Source organism: Streptomyces sp. NPDC127100 (genome assembly GCF_042724095.1).
Classification (GTDB): domain Bacteria; phylum Actinomycetota; class Actinomycetes; order Streptomycetales; family Streptomycetaceae; genus Streptomyces.
The window spans coordinates 178,142-200,635 of sequence record NZ_JBHXFL010000008.1 but is presented as its reverse complement, the minus strand read 5'-3'; the positions used below and the strand labels follow the sequence as shown (position 1 = coordinate 200,635).

Below are 22,494 nucleotides of genomic sequence, written 5' to 3'. Positions count from 1 at the left end.
CTCGGCGGCACCGTGGAGCGCAACGCCGTCAACCCGCGTTCCCGCCCCCTCTACCTCGTCCAGTGCGACCTGGACGTCAGCATGGTCGCCGAGGTCACCGTCAACGGCTCGGGCCCCTACGCGGCCGCCGGGCACCGCACCGTCCCTGGCGCCGTCGGCCTGTGGCTCACCGCCGCCCAGCTCGCGGCGGCGGGCCTGCGCGACCCGGAGGAACGGGCGCGGGAACAGCGGGACACGCTCGCCCGGATGGGCCCGGCCGGGCTGTTCGGGCCGGCGGCACCGGAGCCCGGCGGGAAGGGGAAGCAGCCGGACCGCGCGGACGGCCGGGAACCCGCGTCCGCGTCCGGCTCCGGCGGCACCGGCACGACACGGGACGCGGCACCGGGCACCGCCCTGCCCGGGCACGCCGGCACGCTGCCCGTCGGCTTCGGCCTGATCGACGAACTCCCCGACTTCGTCCCGCTGCTGAACCGGCTGCGCGCGGCCGTCGACGACCGGAGTCTCGCCGACGACCTGCTGCCGCGCCGCCGCCTCGACGACACCTTCGACAACGTCCAGCGCCTGCTGCGCGTCCTGGACCGGGACGGCGCCACCGGCCTGCTCGCCGGTGCCATGGACGGCGGCGTGCCCGTGGAACTGCTGCGCAACAGCAGCACGCCCGGCCGCCGGGCGACGCCCTACTGGGCCGTCTTCCACGTCCGGCGCACCGGCCCCGGCACGGTCGTCGGGCCGTCCGCCGGCGACCGGGAGATGGAGTACGCCACGGTCGCCGCGGCCCAGAGCGCGCAGGGTCACCAGGAGAGCCGGACCGACGGCCTCGCCGGCGGGCTGACGGGCGGCGCCCGGTCCGAGGACGGTGCCGTCGGGCAGGCCGACGGCACCGCGGGCCCCCTCGCCGGCCGGACGGAGTCCACCGGGCGGTCCCGGAACTCCCGGACCCAGACCGGACTCCGCGCCATCGTCGGCGACGCCCCGTCCGCGAGGGTGAGCATCCCGGTCCGGGCCGAACTCGAACTGCGCTCCGCCGGCGGACGGCTGGCCACCGTGGGCTTCGACGCGAGCCTGGTCCACCGCACGCTGGAGAAGGACCTCGCGGCCCTCGCCCGGATGAGCCCGGTGCCGCAGGAGCGCGCCCCCGGGCAGTACCCGGCGGTCGCGGCCGGCGCCCACGAGGCCTCCCCGGGGGGCCTGAGCGCCTGGCGGGCCGCCGGGGCGACGCTCCCGCTGGAGGCGCAGGCCGACGGGTTCCGGGGCGCACCACAGGTCAGGGCGCTGATCGGCGGGGCGATGGCCGACGCGCACGCCGACACGGGCTTCCGCAGGCCGGGGAACGCCGCGTACTACGCGCACCGCGAGGCGGTCTCCACGGAGTGGCTCCAGGCCGCGCTGCCCCTGCTGGTCGCGGGCGGAGCCGAACTGCCGCCGGTGCACGCCTCCGGGGTCGAGGGGCAGGACATCGACTGCTCGCTGCACGCGCGGCTGCTGGACGGCCGGCTGCTGGGCGAGAGCGAGGAGATGACCTTCGAGACGGTGGCGCAGAGCACGGCGGAGGACGGCCGACCGGCGGGTGTCGAGCACCGGCAGGCGGGGCGGCGCGGGCGCGCGGGCGGCCTCGGCGGAGGCGCCGGTCCGGTCAGGGTCGACCAGTCCGGCATGACCAACACGCCCGGTGCTTTCGGAGCCGAGGGCGGTCCCACCGGCACGGCGGGCCACGCGGCCGGCACGGTGCCGCTGCAGAAGCCGAAGGAGACCTCGGCGCTCGTCCAGTTCACCCTGGAGTTCCGCGCCGTGGCCCGGGTCCGGCACCGGCACACGCAGCGGCTGCGCGGCCCGGCGGCCGTGGGGGTGCGGGACGGCGTACTGGTGACGCCGGTGGTGATCCGGATGCCGGCGTCGCAGGCGCGGCCGTTCGCGGACGGCTAGGCCGGACCGGCTGCCCCCAGGGCTGCCCTCGCGGACCTGCCGGCGAAGGGGTGGACCGGTCAGGCTGGGGGGTCAGCCGTCCGTGTCGAAGGGAGCATCGTGCGCGCGCACGGAACGCGGAGACGACCGTCCGACGAGCGGGACACCCACCGCCCCGTGGTCCCGCCGAGCGCGCCGGTCCAGCGGATGCTGGACCTCCAGCACAGGGCGGGGAACGCGGCCGTGGCCCGGGCCGTCGAGGCGGAGCGGCACGAGCACGGTCCCGGGTGCGGGCACGGGCAGGCGGCGGACACCGGCCCGACGGCCCAGCGCGGTCTCCTCGACGCCGCGATGGCCACCCCGAGCAGTCCCCTGCCCGGCCCCTTCCTCGCCAAGGCGAAGTCCTTCTACCAGAACGACAACCTGTCCGCGGGCCGCGTGCACGACAACCCGACGGCGCAGCGGGCGACCGCGGCGATGGGCGCGCAGGCCATGACGGTCGGCAGCCACATCTTCCTGGGGCCCTCGGCCGTCGGGAACACGGAGATCCTCGCCCACGAGGCCAGTCACCTGGACAAGAACCTCAGGGGCGTCCGCGAGACGGGCAACGACAACGGCGCGGGCGTCACCGTCACCGACCCCGGGCAGGGTTCCGAGCGCGCGGCGGTCGCCGACGGCGCCGCCTTCGCCTCGGGTGCCGCCACCGCCCCCTCGGTCGTCGCGCAGCGCGCGGTCGACGCACGGGCGGGCGACCGGGAGGACGCCGTCCAGCGCGCCACGGGCGGCCTGACGACCGCTCCCGTGCAGCGGGCCCTGGACCCGGCGCTGGTCGAGTCGGCGACGACGGCGCTGGGCATCACCCGCGCCGTGAAGATCGTGGAGGTGCCGCCCGGCGTCCGGGCCGACCTGCCCTTCGAGAAGTACCCCTCGGGCAACGTCGTCGGCCTGACCCCCGCGGACGGCAAGCTGACCGTCCAGGAGGTCAACGGCTGGCACGACGGCAGCACGCCGGCCAGCGACGTCGTGGCCCAGGCCGGCGGCGGCGGTTACCTGGCCCAGTACGGGCTGATCCTGGTGAACAGCACCGCCGAGGGCGGCTTCACCGTCGCCCAGACCATCCAGCACGAGATGGGACACCTCAAACAGCACCAGGACGGCTTCGACGTCGACATGTCGGGCGGACGCCGGGCCCTGGTCGAGTACCACAACGTCCTGGTGAACGAGAACGCCCTGACGGGGCAGCTGCGCATGGAGTACACCAGCTCCGACAACACGATCTCCAGCGCCGTCCGGGAACGCGCCCGGGAGGAGGGCCTCAACCTGGGCAACCCCTGGCAGGCCCTCGAAGACTACGTCCGGGCGAGCGGCGACGCCGGCCAGCAGCGGCTGCTGGCCGCGATCGTGGCCGAGCTGGCGAACACCAAGTACGACGAGGAGGAGGGGCGCGGCTTCGCGAAGAAGACGAGGCGGGCGAAGATCCAGGACCGCGTCGGGCGGATGTACTTCAACGCGCTCTTCGCGGCCCAGCAGTCCTGAGCCCGGCGGGCGGGCCGCTGCCCGTCCGCCCGCGGATCGCGGGACCGATGGTGCACCGAACTCTGCCCCGGAAGCCCGTGACGGCTTCGGGGCGGACCCGTAGCGTCGCGGCGTGAGCCTTTGGACTTCCCTGGAGCCCGCGTCCGTCACGGTGGATCCCGGCAGCAGCACACGGGTGCGGCTACGGCTGCGCAACACCGGTGACGTCGTCGACGAGTACCGGTTCGAACCCGTCGGGGAGGTGGCGCCCTGGACGACCGTCGAGCCGCAGACGCTACGGCTGTACCCCGGAACGACCGGCACCGTCGAGCTGACGTTCGCGCCACCGCGGACCCCCGACGCCACCGCGGGCCCGAATCCGTACGCGGTGCGGATCACGCCGACCGAGCATCCGGAAGCGGTGACGGTCCCCGAGGGCAACCTGACGATCACGCCGTTCACCCAGGTGCGGGCGGAACTGGTGCCGCCCACGGTGAAGGGCAGGTTCCGGGGACGGCCGCGGCTCGCGGTGGACAACCTCGGCAACACCAAGGTGACGGCGTCGGTCGCCGGCAGTGACACCGGGGACCACCTGACGTACGAGATCCGCCCGGGGAACGTGCAGATCGAGCCGGGGCGCGCGGCGTTCGTGGACACGACGCTGAAGCCGCGCCGGATCATCTGGTTCGGGTCGAAGGAGGAGCGGCCGTACAAGCTGGCGGTGCGCCGGTCGGGCGTCGATCCGACCGAGGTCGAGGGGACCTACGTGCAGCGGGGGTTCCTGCCCCGCTGGCTCGCCACCTTCTTCGGCATCGCCCTGGCCCTGACCATCGCCTTCGTCATGATCTGGATCGCCTACAAGCCCCAGGTCCGCACCAGCGCCACCGAGCAGACGGAGCAGGCGGGCGCCGCGCTCGCGCCCAGCCCCAGTGCCAAACCGGAGACGCTGCCGTCCCTGGAGGCGCCGGAGCCCGTCCAGAGCGCCGAGCAGCCGGCCTCCGAGGAACCGAAGAACGACGGCGGTGGCGGTGGCGGTGGCGGGGGCGGCGACGCGCAGCCGACGCAGAAGCCCAAGGGCGAGCCGCCCGTGGTGCCCGCCCGGAACGTCCTGCTGCGCAACACCGCCAGCGACATGTGCGCCGAACTGCCCGGCCGTGAGAAGGGGGAGATCAACGGCCCCGTGCAGCAGGCCGTCTGCGACGACACCGACGGGGACAACCAGATCTGGGACCTGGAGGTGACGGACGAGAAGGGCGGTCCCGGCGGGGCGGCTCTCTTCCAGATCCGGAACGTCAAGGACAAGTACTGCATGGACCTGGGCGAGTACGGTGCCCGGCCCTTCGGGACGCCCGTCGCCGAGTTCCACTGCGACGGCACGACCGCTGACAACCAGCTTTGGTGGCTCGACGAACAGCAGAGCGGTGTCTACTGGATCCGCAACTTCGCCAGCAACAACGCGTGTCTGGACTTGGACGGCGCCGACGGGGGCAACCTCTTCGCCCGGTTGATGATCTACGACTGCGCCGCCTCCGACGACGCGGAGTGGAAGATCGTCCACCCGAACAAGGACTGAGGTCCGCGAGGGCGGCCGCCGTCACCAGCCGCCCTCGCCCGGCACCAGCCGCCCCGCCTTGCGGTACTCGCGGCGGGCGCCCTCCAGCAGGTCGCCCGCCGTCACCTGGCCCCCGCGCCCGGCGGCCAGGTAGGCGGCGGTGACCACCGCGCTGCGGATCGAACCCCCGGCCAGCTCGAACTCCCGGGCCAGGGGCGCCGGGTCGATGCCGTCGGCGGACGGGACGTGCGCCAGGCCGTGCCGCCACAGCGCGAGGCGCTGCCCGGCGTCCGGGAACGGGAAGTCGACCACCAGGTCCAGCCGCCGCGTGAACGCCTCGTCGATGTTGGCCCGCAGGTTGGTGGTGAGCAGGGCGATGCCGTCGAAGGACTCCAGCCGCTGGAGCAGGTAGGCGCTCTCCATGTTGGCGTACCGGTCGTGCGAGTCCTTGACCTCGGAGCGCTTGCCGAACACGGCGTCGGCCTCGTCGAAGAGGAGCACGGCGTCGGTGCGGTCGGCCTCCGTGAAGATCCGTTCCAGGTTCTTCTCGGTCTCGCCGACGTACTTGTCCACGATCGACGACAACTGGACGACGTACAGGTCCAGGCCCAGGTCGGCCGCGACCACCTCCGCCGACAGGGTCTTGCCGGTGCCGGACTCGCCCGCGAACAGCCCGAGGACGCCCCGGCCTCGACCGCCGCCGGCGCTGAGCCGCCAGTCGCCGAGCACCTGGTCGCGGTGGCGGGCGCGCAGGGCGAGTTCCCGCAGCTGGGTGAGGGGCTGTTCGGGCAGGACCAGGTCCCCCCAGTCCACCGCGGGGCGGATGCGCCGGGCATGGCTCTCCAGGCCGGAGGCCGACTGGCGGCGGGCGGCGAGGCGGACGTGGCCCGCGGTGACCGGGCCGGCGTCGAAGGCGGCCAGGGCGCGGGCGGCCTGCGCGGCCCGCCGGATGCGGTCGCCGCCCAGGCGGTACGGGGCGACGGTGGCGGCCAGGTCGAAGCCGTCGGCGTCCGCGCCGAGAGCGGCCCGCCAGGCGGGCGTCCCGCCGGCCCGGCGGCCCGGCGCCTCCAGGACCAGCGGATCGTCGGGCGACCAGTGCGGGTCGTACGGGCGGGTGTCCGTCAGCAGGACGGTCACGTCCCTCGCCGCCGTCAGCGTCCGCACCAGCGGGCCCGGCTGCTCGGGCAGGCCCGTGACGACGACGGCCCGGCCGTCCAGGCGGGCCTCGCGCAGCAGCTCGGGGACGTGGTCCCCGGGGTCCGGGCAGTGCAGCGCGTCGACACCGGCGAGGCGCAGCGCGGAGGCGATCGCGGCCAGGCCGTCCCCCTCGTGCTGCTCCCGGAGGTGGACGGTGAGCGGTCCGGCGAGGAGGCGGGCGGCGAGCCGGTGCGCGAAGTCCTCGGCGGCCGGGTCGGCGGGCAGCGGCTCCGGCACCGGGTGCAGCCGGCCGAGCAGCGCGGCGTCCGGGGTGTCGTCGCCGAGCAGGTGGCCGGTCAGCCGGTCGGGAACCCGCAGTGACCGGGTCAGGAACGGGCGTTCCGGCTCCTCGACCTCCAGCAGGCCGAGGGCGCGCAGCGGTGCGGAGGCGTGCAGGCGGGCGCGGGCCGCCGCCGCGTGCGCGGGCACGGCGCACAGTTCGAGGGCGAGGCCCGCGGTGGCCCGGCGGCGGCTGACGTCGTCGTTGAGGTAGCCGTAGAGCGGCTCGAAGGTGCGGTCGACGTCGGGGGCGAGGGCCACGAGCAGGACGGCGACGTCCAGTTCGGTCAGCGCCGCCCGTGCGGCCAGCCGTGCCAGCCGGTCGGCCGTCTCCCCGCCGTGTACGTCGCCGTGGACGGCGTCGGGGGCGGCACCGGGGTCCGCTCCGGGGCCGTCGTCACCGCTGTCCGCGGGCCAGGTGCGCAGCAGGTGCCGTACCGCCTCCTCGGACAGGTACAGGCCCCGCAACGGGTCGTCGGCGGTCGGGTCGGTGGCGGCCCGCTGCTCGGCGAGGACGGTCACCCGCTCCCGCAGCACCGCGAGCCGGGCGAGCAGCGCGTGGGCGGGATCGCCGTGGGTGCCCGTGTCCGGCGCGGGGCCGTCGGCGGTGGTGTACGGGGCGTTCACCGCGGGTCCGTGGGCCGGCCGGACCGGGACCTGCGGGCGGCCCGCGCCGCGGCGACCTGGTGGGGACGGTGGGCGCGACCGGCGGGCTCCGCCGTGTCGTCGGCCAGGTCGCGCACCCGGACCACGGCTCCCTCGGTGACCGGGGGACCGGCGTCGTACTCCGGGAAGGCGGGGAAGGGCGCGGTGACCACCAGGTCCAGGGACGGCTTCAGTTCGCCGCCCAGCGCGGACCAGATCTCGGCCAGGGACCGGGACTCCGTCTGGATGCCGGCCACCGTCAGCGGCACCGAAAGGCCCAGCGCCCCCAGGGAGCCGGGGAGTTCGGAGGGCGGCATGATCTCGCGGGGCAGCAGGGTCGCGAGCACGGCGGACAGCAGCCGGTGCTCGTCCTGCGGGGTCTTCGTCCAGGCCGTCACCAGGTACGACAGCCGGAACCAGCGCGGCGGCTGGCGGCGCCGCACCACGATGTCGTCCTCGTCGCGCACCGCCATCTGGCCGCGCTGACGCCGGGCCACGTCCTCCCGGATGTCGTACAGGTAGGCGTTGACCACGGGGGCGTTGCGCCGGGCCGCCCAGTCACGCGTGGGTGCCTCGAAGGACACGTCGATGCCCGAGCCCGTCAACGCCCCGCCGCCGAGGAGGGTCTTGAGGACCTCGTCCACCTCGTGGATCACTCTTGCGCTCCCGCCCCTGCCCGCACTGCCGTTCCGCCCGGCCTGCCGTCCGCCGTCGATCGTGCCCCGGGGGCCGTCCGGCCCGCAGGCGCGCCGGGGACGGCGCCCGGGCAGGACGGTCTGCCCGCGCGGTCCCGCCGCGCCGCCTTCGATTGCCCGTTCGGTCAGATGTAGCCTTCCCGCAGGGCAAAGGCCACGGCGTGCGCGCGGTTGCGCAGATGGAGCCGTGTGGTGAGTCCGTGCATGACGTTCTTGACGGTCCGTTCGGAGTAGGACAGCTTGCCGGCGATTTCCCCGGTGTCGAGGCCGTCGGCGACCAGTCGCAGGACGTCCACCTCACGGGGTGCGAGGCCCAGCGAGGGGGCGCCGGGGCGGCCCGCCGCCCCCCGATGCAGGGTCCCCACCTGGCTGATGAGCCGTCCGATCAGGTCAGCGGGCAGGTCGCCGTCGCCGCGGGAGGCCGCCAGCACCGCCTGCACCAGCCGGTGCGCGGTGGCCTCGTGGCGCCACACGATGGCGCCGACCCCGCACTCGACGACGTCCAGCAGTTCGGTCTCGCGGATCGCGCCGACCACGAGCACGGCGCGCGCGCCCTCGCTGCGCACGATCCTCCGCAGCCGGGTGAGCGCCGCCTCGTCCAGCGCGTCCTCGATGAGCAGTGCCACCGTGCCGGGGCCGGACTCCTCGCGCAGGTCGACCTCCGGGTGCCGGCGCAGCTGGCTGATCGCGCCCTCGCGGCTGATCGGGTCCGGAGCGGACACCGCCACCGGAACACGCCCGTCGACGGCCTGGGTGACCCGGCCGGCGCCGAGGGTGGCCGTGGTGGTGGTCCGGGGTGAGCTGAGCAACCGTTTCCCCCCTGTTCACGAGCCCGCCGTCCGGCAGGGGCCGGTAGCGGATGAGCGTGTTCCACACTTCTTCGGCTGCCGCGGCCGCGCAATCGTGGAGCACCACGAGTCACACCACGAGACCAGGACGGGCACCGTGAGGGACACCCCTCGGGTGGGCGTTCGGGCAGGTCAGGAGGGTCCTGCGCGCGGGTGCGCGGGTCCGTGGCCGGGGCCGCGCACCACCGTGAGCCTCGCCACAGCCACCGCGCGGGCCAGGGAACACCGTTCCCGCGCGTGGGCCACCTCACACCACCCGAGCCCGCATCCGCCCGTCTCACAGACCGGGGGAGCACCATCCACCAAGGAGGCACCCGATGACCGGACCGCTCCGTGAACGCGACGACGCCCGGGCGCTGCTGGCGACCGAGACCGAGCGTGCCCGGGCCGGCACCGGGGGCTTCGTCCTGGTGCGCGGCGCCACCGGCACCGGTCGCACCGCCGTGCTGGAGAGCGCCGTGCGGTACGCGGCGGACCGCGGCATGCGGGTGCTGCGGGCGCGCTGCTCGCCCGAGGACACCGCGGTGCCCTTCGGGACGGTCCTGCAACTCCTCGCGTCGGTGCCGGACTTCACCGACCTGTCGCCCGACGGCGACGACCGGGGCAGCGCGGCCCGGCTGTGGCGGCTGCTGCGCTCGTACGCGGCCGAGGGGCCGCTGCTGGTGGCGGCCGACGACGTCCACCTGGCCGACGAGCCGTCGCGCCGCTGGCTGTCGGAGGCGGCACGGCGCCTGGACCGATTACCGGTACTGCTGGTGGCCACCGAGCGCAGCCAGTACGACATCGACCCGCGGCCGGCCGGGCTGAGCCAGGCCCTGTCGCCCTCCCTCGTGCGCACCCACACCCTCGCCCCGCTCGGCGACGCGGCGGCGGCCGCCGTGGTGCGGGAGGCCTTCCCGGCGGCGGGGCCGGACTGGACGGCTCAGTGTGTGCGGGCCGGCGCCGGCAGCCCGCTGCTGCTGCACGCCCTGCTGGACGACCTCGGCGGCGCGCCGCGCCCGGACGGTGCCGCGCCCGGCGGCGTCCCGGCCCTGCCCGACACCAGCGCCGAGCTGTACCCCGGGTCGTACCCGGCGGCCGTCTCCTGGTGGCTGAACAGCGCCGGCGCCGCGACGGCCGACGTGGCCCGGTGCCTCGCGGCGCTGGAGCAGGCGTGGCCGCCGGGCGGGGACGACGACCCGGCGGGGCCCCCGGCCGGGGCGGACGCCGGTGAGCCGGTCGACCTGCTCGCCGAGGCCGCCGGAGCGGACCCCGCCCGGGTCGCCGGGTGGCTCGCCGCCTCCACGCGGCTCGGGCTGCTGCGGCGGGACGGCGCCGGCCGGCCCCGCTACGCGCATCCGCTGCTGCGCGACGCCGTACTCACCGGCTGGCCGCGACCGCGCCGGGAGGCCGCGCACCGGGCCGCGGCCGAGGTGCTGCTGCGCCGCGGCGGCCGGGTCGAGGCGATCGCCCGGCACCTGCTGCGGGCGCCGGCCGTCGGGCTGCCCTGGGCCCTGCGCGTGCTGCGGGACGCGGTGACCGTCGCCGTGCACGACGCCCGGCCCGGCGACGCCGTCGGCTATCTGCGCCGGGCGCTGGACGAGCCGCTCGACGACGGCCGGCGCCAGCGGCTGCTGACCGAGCTGGGATCCCTGGAGTACGCGTCGGCCGACGGCCCCGCGGCCATCGCGCGCCTCGCCGAGGCGCAGCACCTGCCGGCCGACCCGCGCAACCGGGTGCGCACGGCCGTCGCCCTCGGCACCGCCCTCGCGGGCCGCGGGGAGATCCGTACGGCCATGGAGGTGCTGCGCCGCACCGCCGGCCGGCTGTCCGGCCACCCGGGCCTCACCCACACCGTGCAGGCCGCGGGCGCGCTGCTGTCCGACGAGGACCTGGCGACCCGTCAGGAGGTGTACCGGTGGCTGTGCGAGACCGGCCAGGACTCCCCGGAGCTGGTGGGCACCGCCGGGCAGGCCCTGCTGGTGCGGTACGCGGCGACGGCCGGGCTGATCTCGGCCGGGGAGGCGATGACCCGCGTCCGGGGTCTCCTCGCCCAGCCCACCGACCCGCTCGCCGAGCCCTTCCTGCTGGGCACGGCCGCCGCGGTGGCCCAGTGGGCCGACGAACTGGACGAGGCGGAACGGCTCGTGGAGCGCGGGCTGGCCGGGCAGCACCCCGCCCTGCTGCACCCGATGCACCAGGCGCTCCTCAACACCCGCGCCGACATCAGCGCGGCCCGCGGCGACCACGCCGGCCTGCTCGCCGGCGAACCGCGCGCCGGCACGGCGGGTTCCCGCACCGGGCCCACCAACCGGGACGCCCACGCCCTGCTGGCGCTCGTCCACACCGGCCGCGTCGACGAGGCCGGCCGTCTCGCGGCCGCGTTCGACCTGAGCCGGGCGCCGGAGTCCTGGGAGCTGAACCGCTTCCTGTACGCGCGGGGCGTGCAGCGGGCCGCCGCCGGCGACACGGCGGGGGCGCTGCACGACTTCCTGGAGTGCGGACGCCGGCAGACCGCCCGCGACGTGGTCAGCCCGGTCGTCACCCCGTGGCGGACGGCGGTCGCGCAGTGCCGGCTGGCGCTGGGCGGCGGCCAGGAGGCACTGGCCCTGGCGGCGGAGGAACTGCGGCTGGCCCGGGTGTGGAACACCCCGCGCACGGTGGGCCGCGCGCTGCGCGTGCTCGGCACCGCCACCGGGGGGCGGCGCGGTGCGCGGCTGGCCGAGGAGGCGGTGGGCGTCCTGCGGGACGCGCCCGACGGCGCCGCGGCGGAGCTGGTCGAGGCGCTGCTGGCCCAGGGCCGCCAGCTCCTCGCCGCCGGTGAACGGGGCCGTGCCCGCGACCGCCTGCGCGAGGCGGCGGACCTGGCCGAGCGCACGGGCGCGGCGCGGCTGCTCGCCGTGGCCGGACAGGCCCTGCGCGACAGCGGCGCCCGCGGCCCGGCGAACGCCCGGACCGGCTCCGGGGCGCTGACCGACAGCGAGCGCCGGATCGCCGAACTGGCCGCCGCGGGCCGGACCAACACCGAGATCGCCGAGCTGCTGCACCTGGCCCGGCGCACCGTGGAGACCCACCTGACCAGCACCTACCGCAAGCTGCGCATACGCCGCCGGACCGAGCTGCCCGCCGCGCTGGACCGCGACCGTCCCCTGGCCCCCCGCCCGTGAGCCGCCCGCCCCGGGCGTCCGGTGCTCAGGGCTGCGGGTCGGCGACGGCCAGACGCCCGGCGTCCGCGCGGAGCCTGGTGTCGTCCGCCGTCTCGGCGAGCAGGCGGCGGACGACCGGCTCGGGCATCCGCACCACCACCGGCGCCGGCAGCGTCAGGTCGCGCACGGCCGTGCCGGTGCGGTGGGTGCCTCGTGCGGTGACCCGCGCGACGACCCGGACGTCCAGGGTGAACTGGACGAGGACCGACCGCTGTTTGGGCTTGTGCACCGGCATCGAGCCGGAGCCGCTCGCCGTCGGGCCGCCCGCGCCGCCCGAGCCGTCCGCGTTGACCAGGGCCTGGTTGAGGCGGAACTCGGTGGCGTTGAGGACCCCCGCGCCGAACAGCCCGCGTCCCGTCCGCGCGTGGTCCGTCGCGTACTGGCCGTCGTCCTGGGTGGGCCGGGGCCCCTCCGGGCCGCTCGGCGCGATCGCCTCGAAGGACATCTTCGCGCCGGTGCCCAGCACCTTCCCGGCCCGCAGCCGTGCGTGCACCGACGCCCGCAGGTCCTGGCCCTGCGCCCCGCTCGCGTGCACCGGCGGCAGCTCCGCCCCCGCGTTGGTCAGCAGCGGCAGCGCCGAGATCAGCCACTCGGTGGAGACCGCCTCCCGCAGGGTGTACGCGGCCGTCTGCCCGTTGTCGCGGTAGCGGTGGCCGCCGCCGGCCTCCGCCACCGCCGCGTCGACCAGCTGCCGTACGCGGGGCGCCCCCTGGAAGCCGTTGACCTGCGCCTCCGTCGGCAGCCGCACCCCGCCGTCCCGCCAGGCACCGAGCCGGCCGGGATCCGCGTCCGCCGCGGTGGGCGGCTCCTGGGCGGCCGGCCCCGCGGTGACGGGCTCCAGCCGGGCCAGGGCCGTCAGGTCGTCCTCGGGGACGCGGTGCACCATGGTCCTGCGGCCCAGCCCGACGACGGCCGCCCGGCCCTTCGGGGAGTGCAGTTCCAACGAGGCGTCGATCGGCAGCCGCATCCTCGCCGGCTTCGTCGCGGCGTCGGCGACCAGCTTCATGCCGACCTGGCCTCGCGAGGCGGAACCCTTGCGCTCGGAGTCCGTCGCGGCGGCTCCGGCGCCCGCGACACCGCCCGTGCTCTTCAGCGTCCCGGCGCCCCCGTCCGGTTTCCCCGACCCCGCGAGGACCGCCTCCGCACCGAGCGAGCGGCTCTGGTCCCGGGCGGCCGCCCGCTGGGCGGAGGCCGAGGTGATGTACTCCATGTCCCGCTTGTCGCCGGCCATCCCGTCGAACCGGCCGGGTCCCTTGCGGTCCACCCGGAACACCGCCCAGTACGGCGTCCTGCGGCCGTCGAACAGCTCCACGGTGACCCCGCCGTCCATGGCGCTCGACAGCAGCCCCTCGGAGCCGTCCCGGTCCAGGACGCGCAGCAGCCGCTGCACGTTGTCGTGGGGGTCGTCGAGCTGCCGGTGCGGCAGCAGGTCCGCGGCCAGGCGCCGGTCGCGCCGGCCGAGGGCGTCGCGCAGCCTGCCCAGGAGCGGAACGAAGTCCGGCAGTTCCTCGACCATGCCCATGCCGAGCGGCAGGCGGGCGTCGAGGGCGGGGACGGGCCGCGCGGGGGTGCGGGCCGGGTCGGCGGGCGGCACCAGGGGCGTCGCGGCCGCGCGGGGACCACCCTCCCGCCGGGTCCCCTCGGCCGGTGTCCGCGCCCGGTCCTGCCGGGGCACGGCCGCGCCGTCCGCGGCAGGTTCCCCGGACGTGCGCACCGGGGGCCTGAGCCCCTGGGCCGAGAGCTGCTCCGCCGTCAGCCACACGCCCACCTGCCCCGGCAGCGTCCGCGCCGCCCTGGTCACGTACGGGCCGCCGCCGGTGACCTTGACCTCGGCGACCATGGTGACCAGCAGATCGCACCGGACCAGGTACAGCGGGGCCTTGCGCGGGGTGTGGGCGTTGCGCTCGACCGTGCCGGACACGGTGAGGCCCTCGGCGCTGCTCTCCCCCTTGCCGCGGGTCACCGCGAAGCCCTCCCCGGTGCGCCACTCGGGGCCGTTCTGCAGGCCCGTCAGCCCGCCCTGGTACGTCGTGCTGCTGCCGCGCGCCTGCTGGCCGCCGGCCTGGTGCCCGCCGAGCAGGAAGGTCTCCGTGCCGGGTCCCGAACCCTCGTGCACCACCCGCGGGTCCGTGAGCGCCAGCCGCATGCCGACCGCGCCGTCGAGCGCGGCCAGCCGCCGCGGGTACGTCAGGTTCTTCACCACCCATCCCGAGGACACCGCCTGGCGCAGCGCGCCCGTGAGCGCTCCGGGGCCGAGCCGTTCCTCGATCGCCTGCCGGGGGGCGAGCCCCTCGGTCTGCAGGGCGCGGTCCTCGCGCACCCCCTTGTCCCTCGCCGCGGCCCGGGCCAGCAGGTCGAAGGCGAGGCCGCGGATCTCCGCACCGGAGCCGACGGTCTCCACCAGCGTCCAGTGCCGCAGGGCCCGGCCGCGGGCCGGGCGGGGTGTCAGCGTGGCCAGGTCCCCGATGCCCCGGGCGTCCACCTGCCACTCCGGTCCCCGGGTCCGGGCGCCGCGCGCCGCGGTCTCCGCGTCGAGCCGGCGCCGGCCCTCGCCGTCCAGGGTGAACGCGGTCGGCGTGAGCAGCCGCACGTCCTGCTGTTCCAGGTCCGCCCGGACGAGGCGCTCGGGTTTGGGCACGTCGCGCCCCGGGGAGCCGGGGAGGACGGCGCGGCGGGCCTTGCGCTGCCGGTGCGTCATGGTGACCTGCACCTGGAGGTTCAGCGGCGCCGAGAACACGCTCGCGTCCTCGGAGCCGTTGGTGAGGACGTCGCTGCGGGTGGTGGGCCCGGCCTGGTTGCGGCGGGCGCTGTTGACGCGGTTGCGGTCCCGGCGGGCCGAGCCCGTCAGCACGCCGGGGACGATCCGCACCTGGCCGACCGCCGACCAGCCGGCCGACCGCGAACTGCCGCGTCCGCTCTGCAGGTTGCTGGTGACGCCGGAGTGGCTGCGCACCAGCCAGTCCCCGATGTCGCCGGCGTACTCCGGGTCACCGAGCGTGCCCGTGACCCGGACCTGCACGTCGTGGGCGTGCATACGGCTCTTGCGGCGCAGGCGCACCGGCACGCCCGAGGACAGCAACTGGTCCTTGTTGGCCTTCAGGTTGGTCTCCGAGAGCCGGGTGACCAGCTCCCGGTAGTTGTGCCGCTGGGCCTCGGCCTCCTCCGGGGACGGGACGGATCCCCTCCGCTCGCCGAAGGAGGGCAGGAAGCCCTCCAGCCGGGGATCCGTGGCGAAGACCTTCTCGATGTACGCGATCATCCCGGTGGTGTCCAGCCGGTCGAGCGCGACGCTGCCCCCGAGGGCGCCGAACGGGAGGTGGCGCTCGACGTCCTCCGTCCCCCCGTCGGCCGCGGCACCCTCCCGGCGCCGCTTCGGCCGGGTGACGAAGGCCTCCGCCGCCACGCCGGGCGGCAGCTCCAGGCCCAGGTCCCGGGCCTCGTCCGCCCGCAGGGTCAGCCACATCCGCATCGGGTGGTGGGCCACCCGGGACGCCCGGCCCAGCAGCATGTCCGCGGAGGCGGTCCCCGTGCCCTCGACCGTGAGGTCCACGGTGGCCAGGTAGAGCACCTTGTCGCCGCGGACCTCGGCGCCCAGCCGGCGCGCCGTCGTCTGGTCGTACTGGGTGAAGCGGGCCTTGCGGGCGGCGGCGGTGGGCATCACCCCGGCCCGGACGACGGCGGCGTTCCCGACGAGGCCGGCACCGGCGGCCGGCCCCGCCCCGATCGCGCCGGCACGGCCCTTGCCGGCGGCGTCGGCGGCCGTGTGCTGGGAGTGGGCGTGGGTGCGCAACTGCGTCTTCCCGGCGGGCCATCCGGGCGCCAGGCCGGTGATGCGGGCGCGCATGCGGTACGTGCCGGCCGTACGGGAGTCCGGCCCGGTCAGGTCCTCGCCGACGACGCCGTTGCCCAGCAGCCGGGGCATGTCCTCCAGGACGGCCGCGGTGGAGGTCGCCGCGTACAGCCGGGCCCGTCCGGGGGTGCCGGGGGCGGTGAGCGAGGGGTGCAGCACGGCGGCGACCGCGTCGAACAGCCCGCCGCCGCCCGCCTGCGGTCCGGTGCCGCCGGCGGCGGTGACGGCGACCGGCGCCAGGGACCCGGCGTGCCGCAGGCGCCCGGCCAGGGCGCCGTCGACGGTCCGCGCCGGCGGCGGGGCGGGGGTGTCGTACGGGACCAGGCTCTCGGTCGGCACCCGTTGGGTCAGCGTGCCGTCGCCGTACACGGTGGGCGCCGGGGCCGCGTCCTGCCGTTGGACGCGCACGCCGTACCGCACCCTGCGCGGTACCTCGACCGATCCCGAGTCGCTGCGCAGCACCCGCGGCTCGGCGACGCCCTTCTGGCCGCGGCTCTCCCGCGAGGACTGCCAGGGCTGGGCCTGGGCCATGCCCACGCCGCCCAGGTGGAGTCCGGGCACGACGGGCGCGAGCGCGAAGAAGGTCCCGCCCGCGCCGTAGCTCGACGAGCTGCCGGACCCGGAGGTCACGGCGGTGGCCGAGGTGTGGTGGACGTCGACCTTGGTGGCCTCGTCCTTGGCCCGGGCGAGGGCGGACGGGTCGATCTCCGGGGGCCGTTCGTCGGGGGCGCGGGAGACGGTGACCGTCACGTCGTACCAGCCCCGGCCGTCGGCCCCCTCGACGGCGAAGGCCCGGCCCTGTCCGTAGAAGGACTCCGGTCTCCCGGCCAGCTCCCGGGCGATCTCGGCGACCGTGCCGTCGGTGCGCCCGACGGCGGCGGCGACCGTGGTGCGGACGAACTCGTGTCCCGTCAGCCCGTGGGCGGAGGAGAGCCCCGGGGCCTCGAGGCCGAGGAGGTACGGGGGGAGGGTCAGGCCGTGCTCCGCGGCCTCCGTCAGGGTGCCGAGGCCCGGCGCGGGCCCGCCCGCCGGCCGGGCCGCCCGGGTGGCGGCCAGGTTCCCCGCCGTCTGCTGGAGGGCGAGCATGGAGCGCGGCCCGGCCCCACCGGACCGGCCGGGGCCCGGTACGCGCTCCGGGACGGGCGCCGAGGGGGTCGAGGGAGCCCGCCCACGGGCGGTGTCCCGGCCTTCGTCCGGCTGCCGTCGTCCCTGTCGCTGTCCTCGCACCCGCGTCAGCGTAGGGACGCGGACGCGTCCGCACGGGGCCTGCGGACGGGGTCGGGAAGATCGTCGGCGAAAGGTTTTCCGCTGTTCAACTACGGTGCATCGGCGGGTTGTTGACAGACCAGCGAGTGTTCGGGAACCGTGCGGTGCCAAGCCGCCGGGCGGCGGTCCGCGAGGCCGGCCGCCGCTCCGCGCGGCCCGAAAGTCCACGGAATCCGAAGCAGACAACGGCCCTCCACCAGGGTTAGCGTCCGGTCATGAGCAGTCCGGGCAGCGGCGTCGTGAACGGTGGCATCTCCTACTGGTACGCGGACGACGGTCTCCCGGCGGTGCGGGAACCGCTCGCCGGGGACGCGTCGGCGGACGTGGTGATCGTCGGGGGCGGGTACACGGGACTGTGGACCGCGTACTACCTCAAGAAGGCCGTCCCGTCCCTGCGCATCACGGTCCTGGAGCAGCGGTTCTGCGGCTACGGCGCCTCCGGCCGCAACGGCGGCTGGCTGTACAACGGCATCGCGGGCCGCGACCGGTACGCGAAGCTGCACGGCCACGAGGCGGCGGTGCGGCTCCAGCGGGCGATGAACGACACCGTGGACGAGGTGATCCGGGCCGCCGCGGAGGAGGGCATCGACGCCGACGTCCACAAGGGCGGGGTGCTGGAGGTGGCGTGCACGCCCGCGCAGGCGGCCCGGCTGAAGGCGTTCCACGAGGCCGAGCTGGCGTTCGGCGAGAAGGACCGGCGGCTCCACGGGGCCCGGGAGACGGCGGAGCGGATCAGGGTGGCGGGCGCCGTCGGTTCGACGTGGACGCCGCACGGGGCGCGACTGCACCCCGTGAAGCTGGTCAAGGGCCTCGCGGCGGCCGTCGAGCGCCTCGGGGTGACCGTCCACGAGTCGACACCGGTCACGGAGATCCGGCCCCGGCGGGCGGTGACGCCGTACGGCACCGTCCGGGCGCCCTACGTGCTGCGCTGCACCGAGGGCTTCACCGCCTCCCTCAAGGGCCAGCGGCGCACCTGGCTGCCGATGAACTCCTCGATGATCACCACCGAGCCGCTCACCGACGCGCAGTGGGAGTCGGTGGGCTGGGCGGACCGGCAGACCCTCGGCGACATGGCGCACGCCTACATGTACGCGCAGCGCACCGCCGACGGCCGGATCGCGCTCGGCGGGCGCGGGGTCCCGTACCGCTTCGGATCCCGCACCGACGACGACGGCACCACGCAGGCGGCGACCGTCGAGGCGCTGCGCGCGATCCTGGTCCGCTTCTTCCCCTCGCTGGCCGGGCTGCGGATCGAGCACGCCTGGTCGGGGGTGCTGGGCGTGCCGCGCGACTGGTGCGCGACCGTCACCCTGGACCGGTCGACGGGGCTGGGCTGGGCGGGCGGCTACGTCGGCTCCGGAGTCGCCACCGCCAACCTCGCCGCCCGCACCCTGGGCGACCTGGTCCGGCAGGACTCGGGCCAGGGCGGCCCCACCGGCCTGACCGAGCTGCCGTGGGTGGGCCACCGGGTGCGCCGCTGGGAACCGGAGCCGCTGCGCTGGCTGGGCGTGCGGGGCATGTACGCCGTGTACCGGGAGGCGGACCGGCGGGAGTGGACGACGCACAGTGCCGCGTCGTCCCGGCTGGCACGGCTGGCCGACCGGGTGGCGGGACGCCACTAGGACGCCACTGAACGCCGCGCGCCGCCGGAGGCCCGCGAGGGCCCCTCAGCCCACCGGTTCCGGTACCGGGTGGTCGGCCGGGGTGCCGTGCTTCGGGGCCTTGGCCGTCACCATCAGGCCCGCGATCAGACCCGCCAGCAGCATGATGCCGGCGGCCACCCAGATGGCGACCGTGTAGCCGTGGACGATGCCCTCCCGGATGATCTCCTGCCGCCGGGTGGGGTCGGTGAGGTGGGCCGTGATCCAGGTCGCGCTGGTGCTGGTGGCGACGGTGTTGAGCAGCGCCGTGCCGATCGAGCCGCCCACCTGCTGCGACGTGTTGACCGTCGCCGAGGTGACGCCGGAGTCCTGCGGGGCGACGCCGGCGGTGGCGGTGGAGAAGACCGGCATGAAGGTCAGGCCCATGCCGAGGCCCATCAGGAGCAGGGCGGGCAGGATCTCGGAGGTGTACTGCGAGTGCACGGTCAGCCGCGTGAGGATCACCATGCCGCCGGAGGCGAGGAGCATGCCGGGGACCATCAGCATCCGCGGGCCCACGCGGGGCAGCAGCCGGGCGGAGATCTGGGTGGAGCCGATGACGATCGCGGCCGTCATCGGAAGGAACGCCAGGCCGGTCTGCACGGGGGAGTAGACGAGGATGACCTGGAGGTAGTAGGTCATGAACAGGAACAGCCCGAACATGCCGATGACGGCCAGCATCATCGTCAGGAAGCAGCCGGCGCGGTTGCGGTCGCGGATGATGTGCAGCGGCAGCAGGGGCACCGGCGCCCGGGTCTGCCACCACACGAAGGTCCCCAAAAGGGCGGCGGCCGCGGCGAACAGCGCCAGCACGAGCGGGTCGGTCCAGCCGCGCGGCTGTGCCTCGCTGAAGCCGTAGACGAGGGCGACCAGGCCGCCGCAGCCGAGGACCACGCCCGGGACGTCGAGGCGGACGTCGGCGTGGCCGGGCCGGTCGTGCAGGAGCACCAGGGCGCCGATCACGGCGACGACGGCGATGGGGATGTTGACGTACAGGCACCAGCGCCAGTTCAAATACTCGGTGAGCACGCCGCCGACGATGAAGCCGACGGCGGCGCCGCTGCCGGCCAGCGCGCCGTAGATGCCGAAGGCCTTCCCGCGCTCCTTGGGGTCGGTGAAGGTGGTCGTCAGCAGGGACAGCGCGGACGGTGCGAGGACGGCCGCGAAGACGCCCTGGAGCGCGCGGGCGCCGAAGAGCATCGCCGGGCCGACGGCGGCGCCGCCGAGCGCGGAGGCCGCGGCGAAGCCGATCAGCCCGATGACGAAGGTGCGTTTGCGTCCCACGAGGTCGGCGATGCGCCCGCCGAGCAGCAGCAGACCGCCGAAGGCGAGGGTGTAGGCGGTGATCACCCATTGGCGGTTGGCGTCGGACATGCCCAGGTCCCGCTGTGCCGAGGGCAGCGCGATGTTCACGATCGTCGCGTCGAGGACGACCATCAGCTGGGCCAGGGCGATCACCACCAGCCCCCACCAGCGGCGGGGGTCGGCGTCCGCGGGGGCGGTCCCCTCACCTGTCCGGGTGTCACTCATCTGGCCAGAAGACCATGAATCGGGACGTATCGCATCCCTTTCCGGTCGTCCGTCGGCGGTTGTGGCTCCAGAACCACCTTCCCGGCCGTCCCCCGGTCCCGGAGCGCGCGGCGCCGCGGGTGGGGGCGGTTGTCGGTGGCGGGGTGCAGCATGGGCGGCATGGCGAGGAGAGCGACGGGCGGCGGCGGTACGGCGGCGGTGCGGGAGGTGCGGCGCCCACAGGTGCGGCTGCCGGCGCTGGAGCCCCACGGCGGCGGGGAGCTGGAGCCGGACGGCGACTACGACGGGCTGGAGTTCACCGAGGCGGACTTCGCCGGACAGGACGGCGCGGGCGCCCGGTTCATGGACTGCGCGCTGACGGCGTGCGCGCTGGACGAGACGTCCCTGCCGCGCGCCCGGCTGCTCGACTCGGTCCTCACCGGCGTACGGGGCGTCGGCACGGACCTCGCCGAGGCCACCCTGCGCGACGTGGAGCTGACCGACGCCCGCCTCGGCGGCACGCAGCTCCACGGAGCCTCGCTGGAGCGGGTGCTGATCCGCGGCGGCAAGATCGACTACCTGAACCTCCGCCGGGCGCGGCTCAAGGACGTCGTCTTCGAGGGCTGTGTCCTGGTCGAGCCGGACTTCGGGGGCGCGCGCCTGGAGCGGGTGGCGTTCGTGGACTGCGCCCTGAGGGACGCCGACCTCAGCGCGGCGACCCTGACGGACGTCGACCTGCGCGGTGCCGCCCCGCTGGAGCTGGCCCGGGGCGTCGACCGGCTGGCCGGGGCGGTGATCAGCCCGGCCCAGCTGCTCGACCTGGCGCCGGTGCTGGCGGCGGAGCTGGGGCTGCGGGTGCTGGCGGAGGAGTAGGGGCCGGCGGAGCGCCGGAGCCGGTCAGGAGACGCGGGGGAAGCGGGCCTGGAGGGTCCAGACCGCCGGGTTCTCCGCCAGGTCCTCGTGCAGGTCCGTGAGGTCGGCGATCAGGTCGTGGAGGAAGTCCCGGGCCTCCCGCCGCAGCTCGCCGTGCGAGAAGGACAGCGGCGGCTCGGTCGCCGGCAGCCACTCCGCCTCGATGTCGACCCAGCCGAAGCGGCGCTCGACCAGCAGGCGGTCGGTGGACTCGGTGAAGTCCAGCTCGGCGCGCTGCGGCCGGGCGGCCCGGGAGCCCGCCGGGTCCCGGTCGACCTGCTCCACGATGTCGCACAGCGCCCACGCGAAGTCCAGCACCGGCACCCATCCCCAGGCCGTGGAGATCTCCCGGTCCTCCTTGGTGTCCGCGAGGTACACGTCCCCGCAGAACAGGTCGTGCCGCAGCGCGTGGACGTCCGCGCGGCGGTAGTCCGTCTGCGGAGGGTCGGGGAAACGGGTGGAGAGGGCGTAGCCGATGTCGAGCACGCAGGTGATGGTGTCATGCCGCCGCTCCGGGCCGTCCCGGCCCCGGGCCGGGTAGGTTGCCGGGCGTGATCCTCACCCCGCTCACGCTCGCCCCCGACCACGACATCCCGGGCCCGCTCCTGACCGAGCTCACCGCCCTCTACGCCTCCCACCGCGCCTTCCACGCCCTGAGCGGCGACTTCCCCGACCCCGACGACATCCGTCCGGAGCAGGTGGCGGCGGCGCTGGCCGACGAGCTGGCGCGGCCGGGCGCGGAGGTCCTGCTCGCCCGGGACGCGGGCCGGCTGGTCGGCATCGCGGTCACCCTCGCCCGGCACCCCGACCCGGCCGACCCGGACCCGTGGATCGGCCTGCTGATGGTGGACGCGCGCCTGCGCCGGAAAGGCCACGGCAGGCGGCTCGCGTCCCTCGTCGAGGACCGCTTCCGGGCCGCGGGCCACGCCGGTCTGCGGCTCGCCGTCCTCGACGGCAACAGCGACGGCCTCGCCTTCTGGACCGCCCTCGGCTACGAGACCGTCGACCACCGCCGGGACCTCGGGGCCGGCCGCCCCTGCACGGTGCTGCGCAAGCCGCTGCGCATCCCGCGCCGCGCGGCCCGCGTCGCCGTGCTCGACCCCGAGGGCGCGGTCTTCCTGCTGCGCTACGACAACGTCGAGGTCGGTGTGCACTGGGCGATGCCCGGCGGCGGCCTGGAGGCGGACGAGAGCCCCCGCGAGGGCGCCCAGCGCGAACTGCGCGAGGAGACCGGCTGGACGGACCTGGAGCCCGGCCCGCTGCTGTGCACCTGGGAACACGACTTCACCCACCTGAGCGTGGGCCCGGTCCGCCAGCACGAGCACATCTACGTGGCCCACGGCCCCCGGCGCGAGCCGACCGGCGCCCACCTCGCCGCCGCGCACGCCGCGGACGGCATCCTCACCTGGCGCTGGTGGAGCCGCGCGGAACTCGCCGAGGCGCCCGAGGCCCTGTGGCCGCCGGACCTGCCCCGGCTGCTCGACGCGTTCGGGGAGTGA

General features: G+C 76.0%; 12 protein-coding genes and 1 pseudogene. 7 read left to right on the top strand and 6 right to left on the bottom strand.

The genetic code is table 11. The features are described from left to right. The 3 genes and pseudogenes from ACFWJB_RS11950 to ACFWJB_RS11940 form a co-directional block, all read left to right on the top strand. Positions 1–1,923 (top strand): annotated as a pseudogene (locus tag ACFWJB_RS11950) (hypothetical protein); the annotation flags it as partial. A gap of 99 nt (positions 1,924–2,022) precedes the next feature. Then, positions 2,023–3,438 (top strand): DUF4157 domain-containing protein, encoded by a 1,416-nt coding sequence (locus ACFWJB_RS11945; RefSeq protein WP_385458351.1) that lies wholly within the window; start codon positions 2,023–2,025, stop codon positions 3,436–3,438. Between the two features lie 112 nt (positions 3,439–3,550). Next, entirely contained in the window at positions 3,551–4,990 is a 1,440-nt protein-coding gene (locus ACFWJB_RS11940; RefSeq protein ID WP_386921910.1) for an RICIN domain-containing protein, read from the top strand. Positions 4,991–5,011: 21 nt separating this feature from the next. Here the strand turns inward: ACFWJB_RS11940 and ACFWJB_RS11935 are convergent, their stop codons facing one another. From ACFWJB_RS11935 to ACFWJB_RS11925, 3 genes are all read right to left on the bottom strand, one after another. Next, positions 5,012–7,072, bottom strand: coding sequence for an ATP-binding protein (locus ACFWJB_RS11935; RefSeq protein ID WP_386921908.1), 2,061 nt, complete (start codon positions 7,070–7,072; stop codon positions 5,012–5,014). Continuing rightward, positions 7,069–7,746, bottom strand: coding sequence for a DUF4255 domain-containing protein (locus ACFWJB_RS11930; protein ID WP_385458348.1), 678 nt, complete (start codon positions 7,744–7,746; stop codon positions 7,069–7,071). The genes ACFWJB_RS11935 and ACFWJB_RS11930 overlap by 4 nt, the downstream gene beginning before the upstream one ends. A gap of 164 nt (positions 7,747–7,910) precedes the next feature. Beyond that, complete coding sequence (locus ACFWJB_RS11925) at positions 7,911–8,594, bottom strand: LuxR C-terminal-related transcriptional regulator (protein ID WP_386921906.1); 684 nt, start codon at positions 8,592–8,594, stop codon at positions 7,911–7,913. Between the two features lie 356 nt (positions 8,595–8,950). On the opposite strand from ACFWJB_RS11925, the gene ACFWJB_RS11920 reads away from it, so the two are divergent. Continuing rightward, positions 8,951–11,779, top strand: a complete 2,829-nt coding sequence (locus ACFWJB_RS11920; protein WP_386921904.1) for an AAA family ATPase — start codon at positions 8,951–8,953, stop codon at positions 11,777–11,779. 25 nt (positions 11,780–11,804) lie between these two features. On the opposite strand, the gene ACFWJB_RS11915 is transcribed toward ACFWJB_RS11920, so the two are convergent. Beyond that, the gene (locus ACFWJB_RS11915) at positions 11,805–16,895 is read right to left on the bottom strand and encodes a hypothetical protein (RefSeq protein ID WP_386921902.1); all 5,091 of its coding nucleotides are present in this window, start codon (positions 16,893–16,895) and stop codon (positions 11,805–11,807) included. Positions 16,896–17,149: 254 nt separating this feature from the next. On the opposite strand from ACFWJB_RS11915, the gene ACFWJB_RS11910 reads away from it, so the two are divergent. Further along, entirely contained in the window at positions 17,150–18,556 is a 1,407-nt protein-coding gene (locus tag ACFWJB_RS11910; protein ID WP_386921900.1) for an NAD(P)/FAD-dependent oxidoreductase, read from the top strand. Between the two features lie 45 nt (positions 18,557–18,601). On the opposite strand, the gene ACFWJB_RS11905 is transcribed toward ACFWJB_RS11910, so the two are convergent. Beyond that, complete coding sequence (locus ACFWJB_RS11905; RefSeq protein WP_385458343.1) at positions 18,602–20,104, bottom strand: MFS transporter; 1,503 nt, start codon at positions 20,102–20,104, stop codon at positions 18,602–18,604. Between the two features lie 159 nt (positions 20,105–20,263). Here ACFWJB_RS11905 and ACFWJB_RS11900 point away from each other — a divergent pair, with 159 nt between their 5' ends. Then, positions 20,264–20,956, top strand: coding sequence for a pentapeptide repeat-containing protein (locus tag ACFWJB_RS11900; RefSeq protein WP_386921898.1), 693 nt, complete (start codon positions 20,264–20,266; stop codon positions 20,954–20,956). Positions 20,957–20,980: 24 nt separating this feature from the next. Here ACFWJB_RS11900 and ACFWJB_RS11895 read toward each other — a convergent pair whose 3' ends face one another. Then, positions 20,981–21,481, bottom strand: coding sequence for a hypothetical protein (locus ACFWJB_RS11895; protein ID WP_386921896.1), 501 nt, complete (start codon positions 21,479–21,481; stop codon positions 20,981–20,983). 65 nt (positions 21,482–21,546) lie between these two features. Between ACFWJB_RS11895 and ACFWJB_RS11890 the strand changes: the two genes are divergently transcribed. Continuing rightward, positions 21,547–22,494, top strand: coding sequence for a GNAT family N-acetyltransferase (locus ACFWJB_RS11890; RefSeq protein WP_386921894.1), 948 nt, complete (start codon positions 21,547–21,549; stop codon positions 22,492–22,494).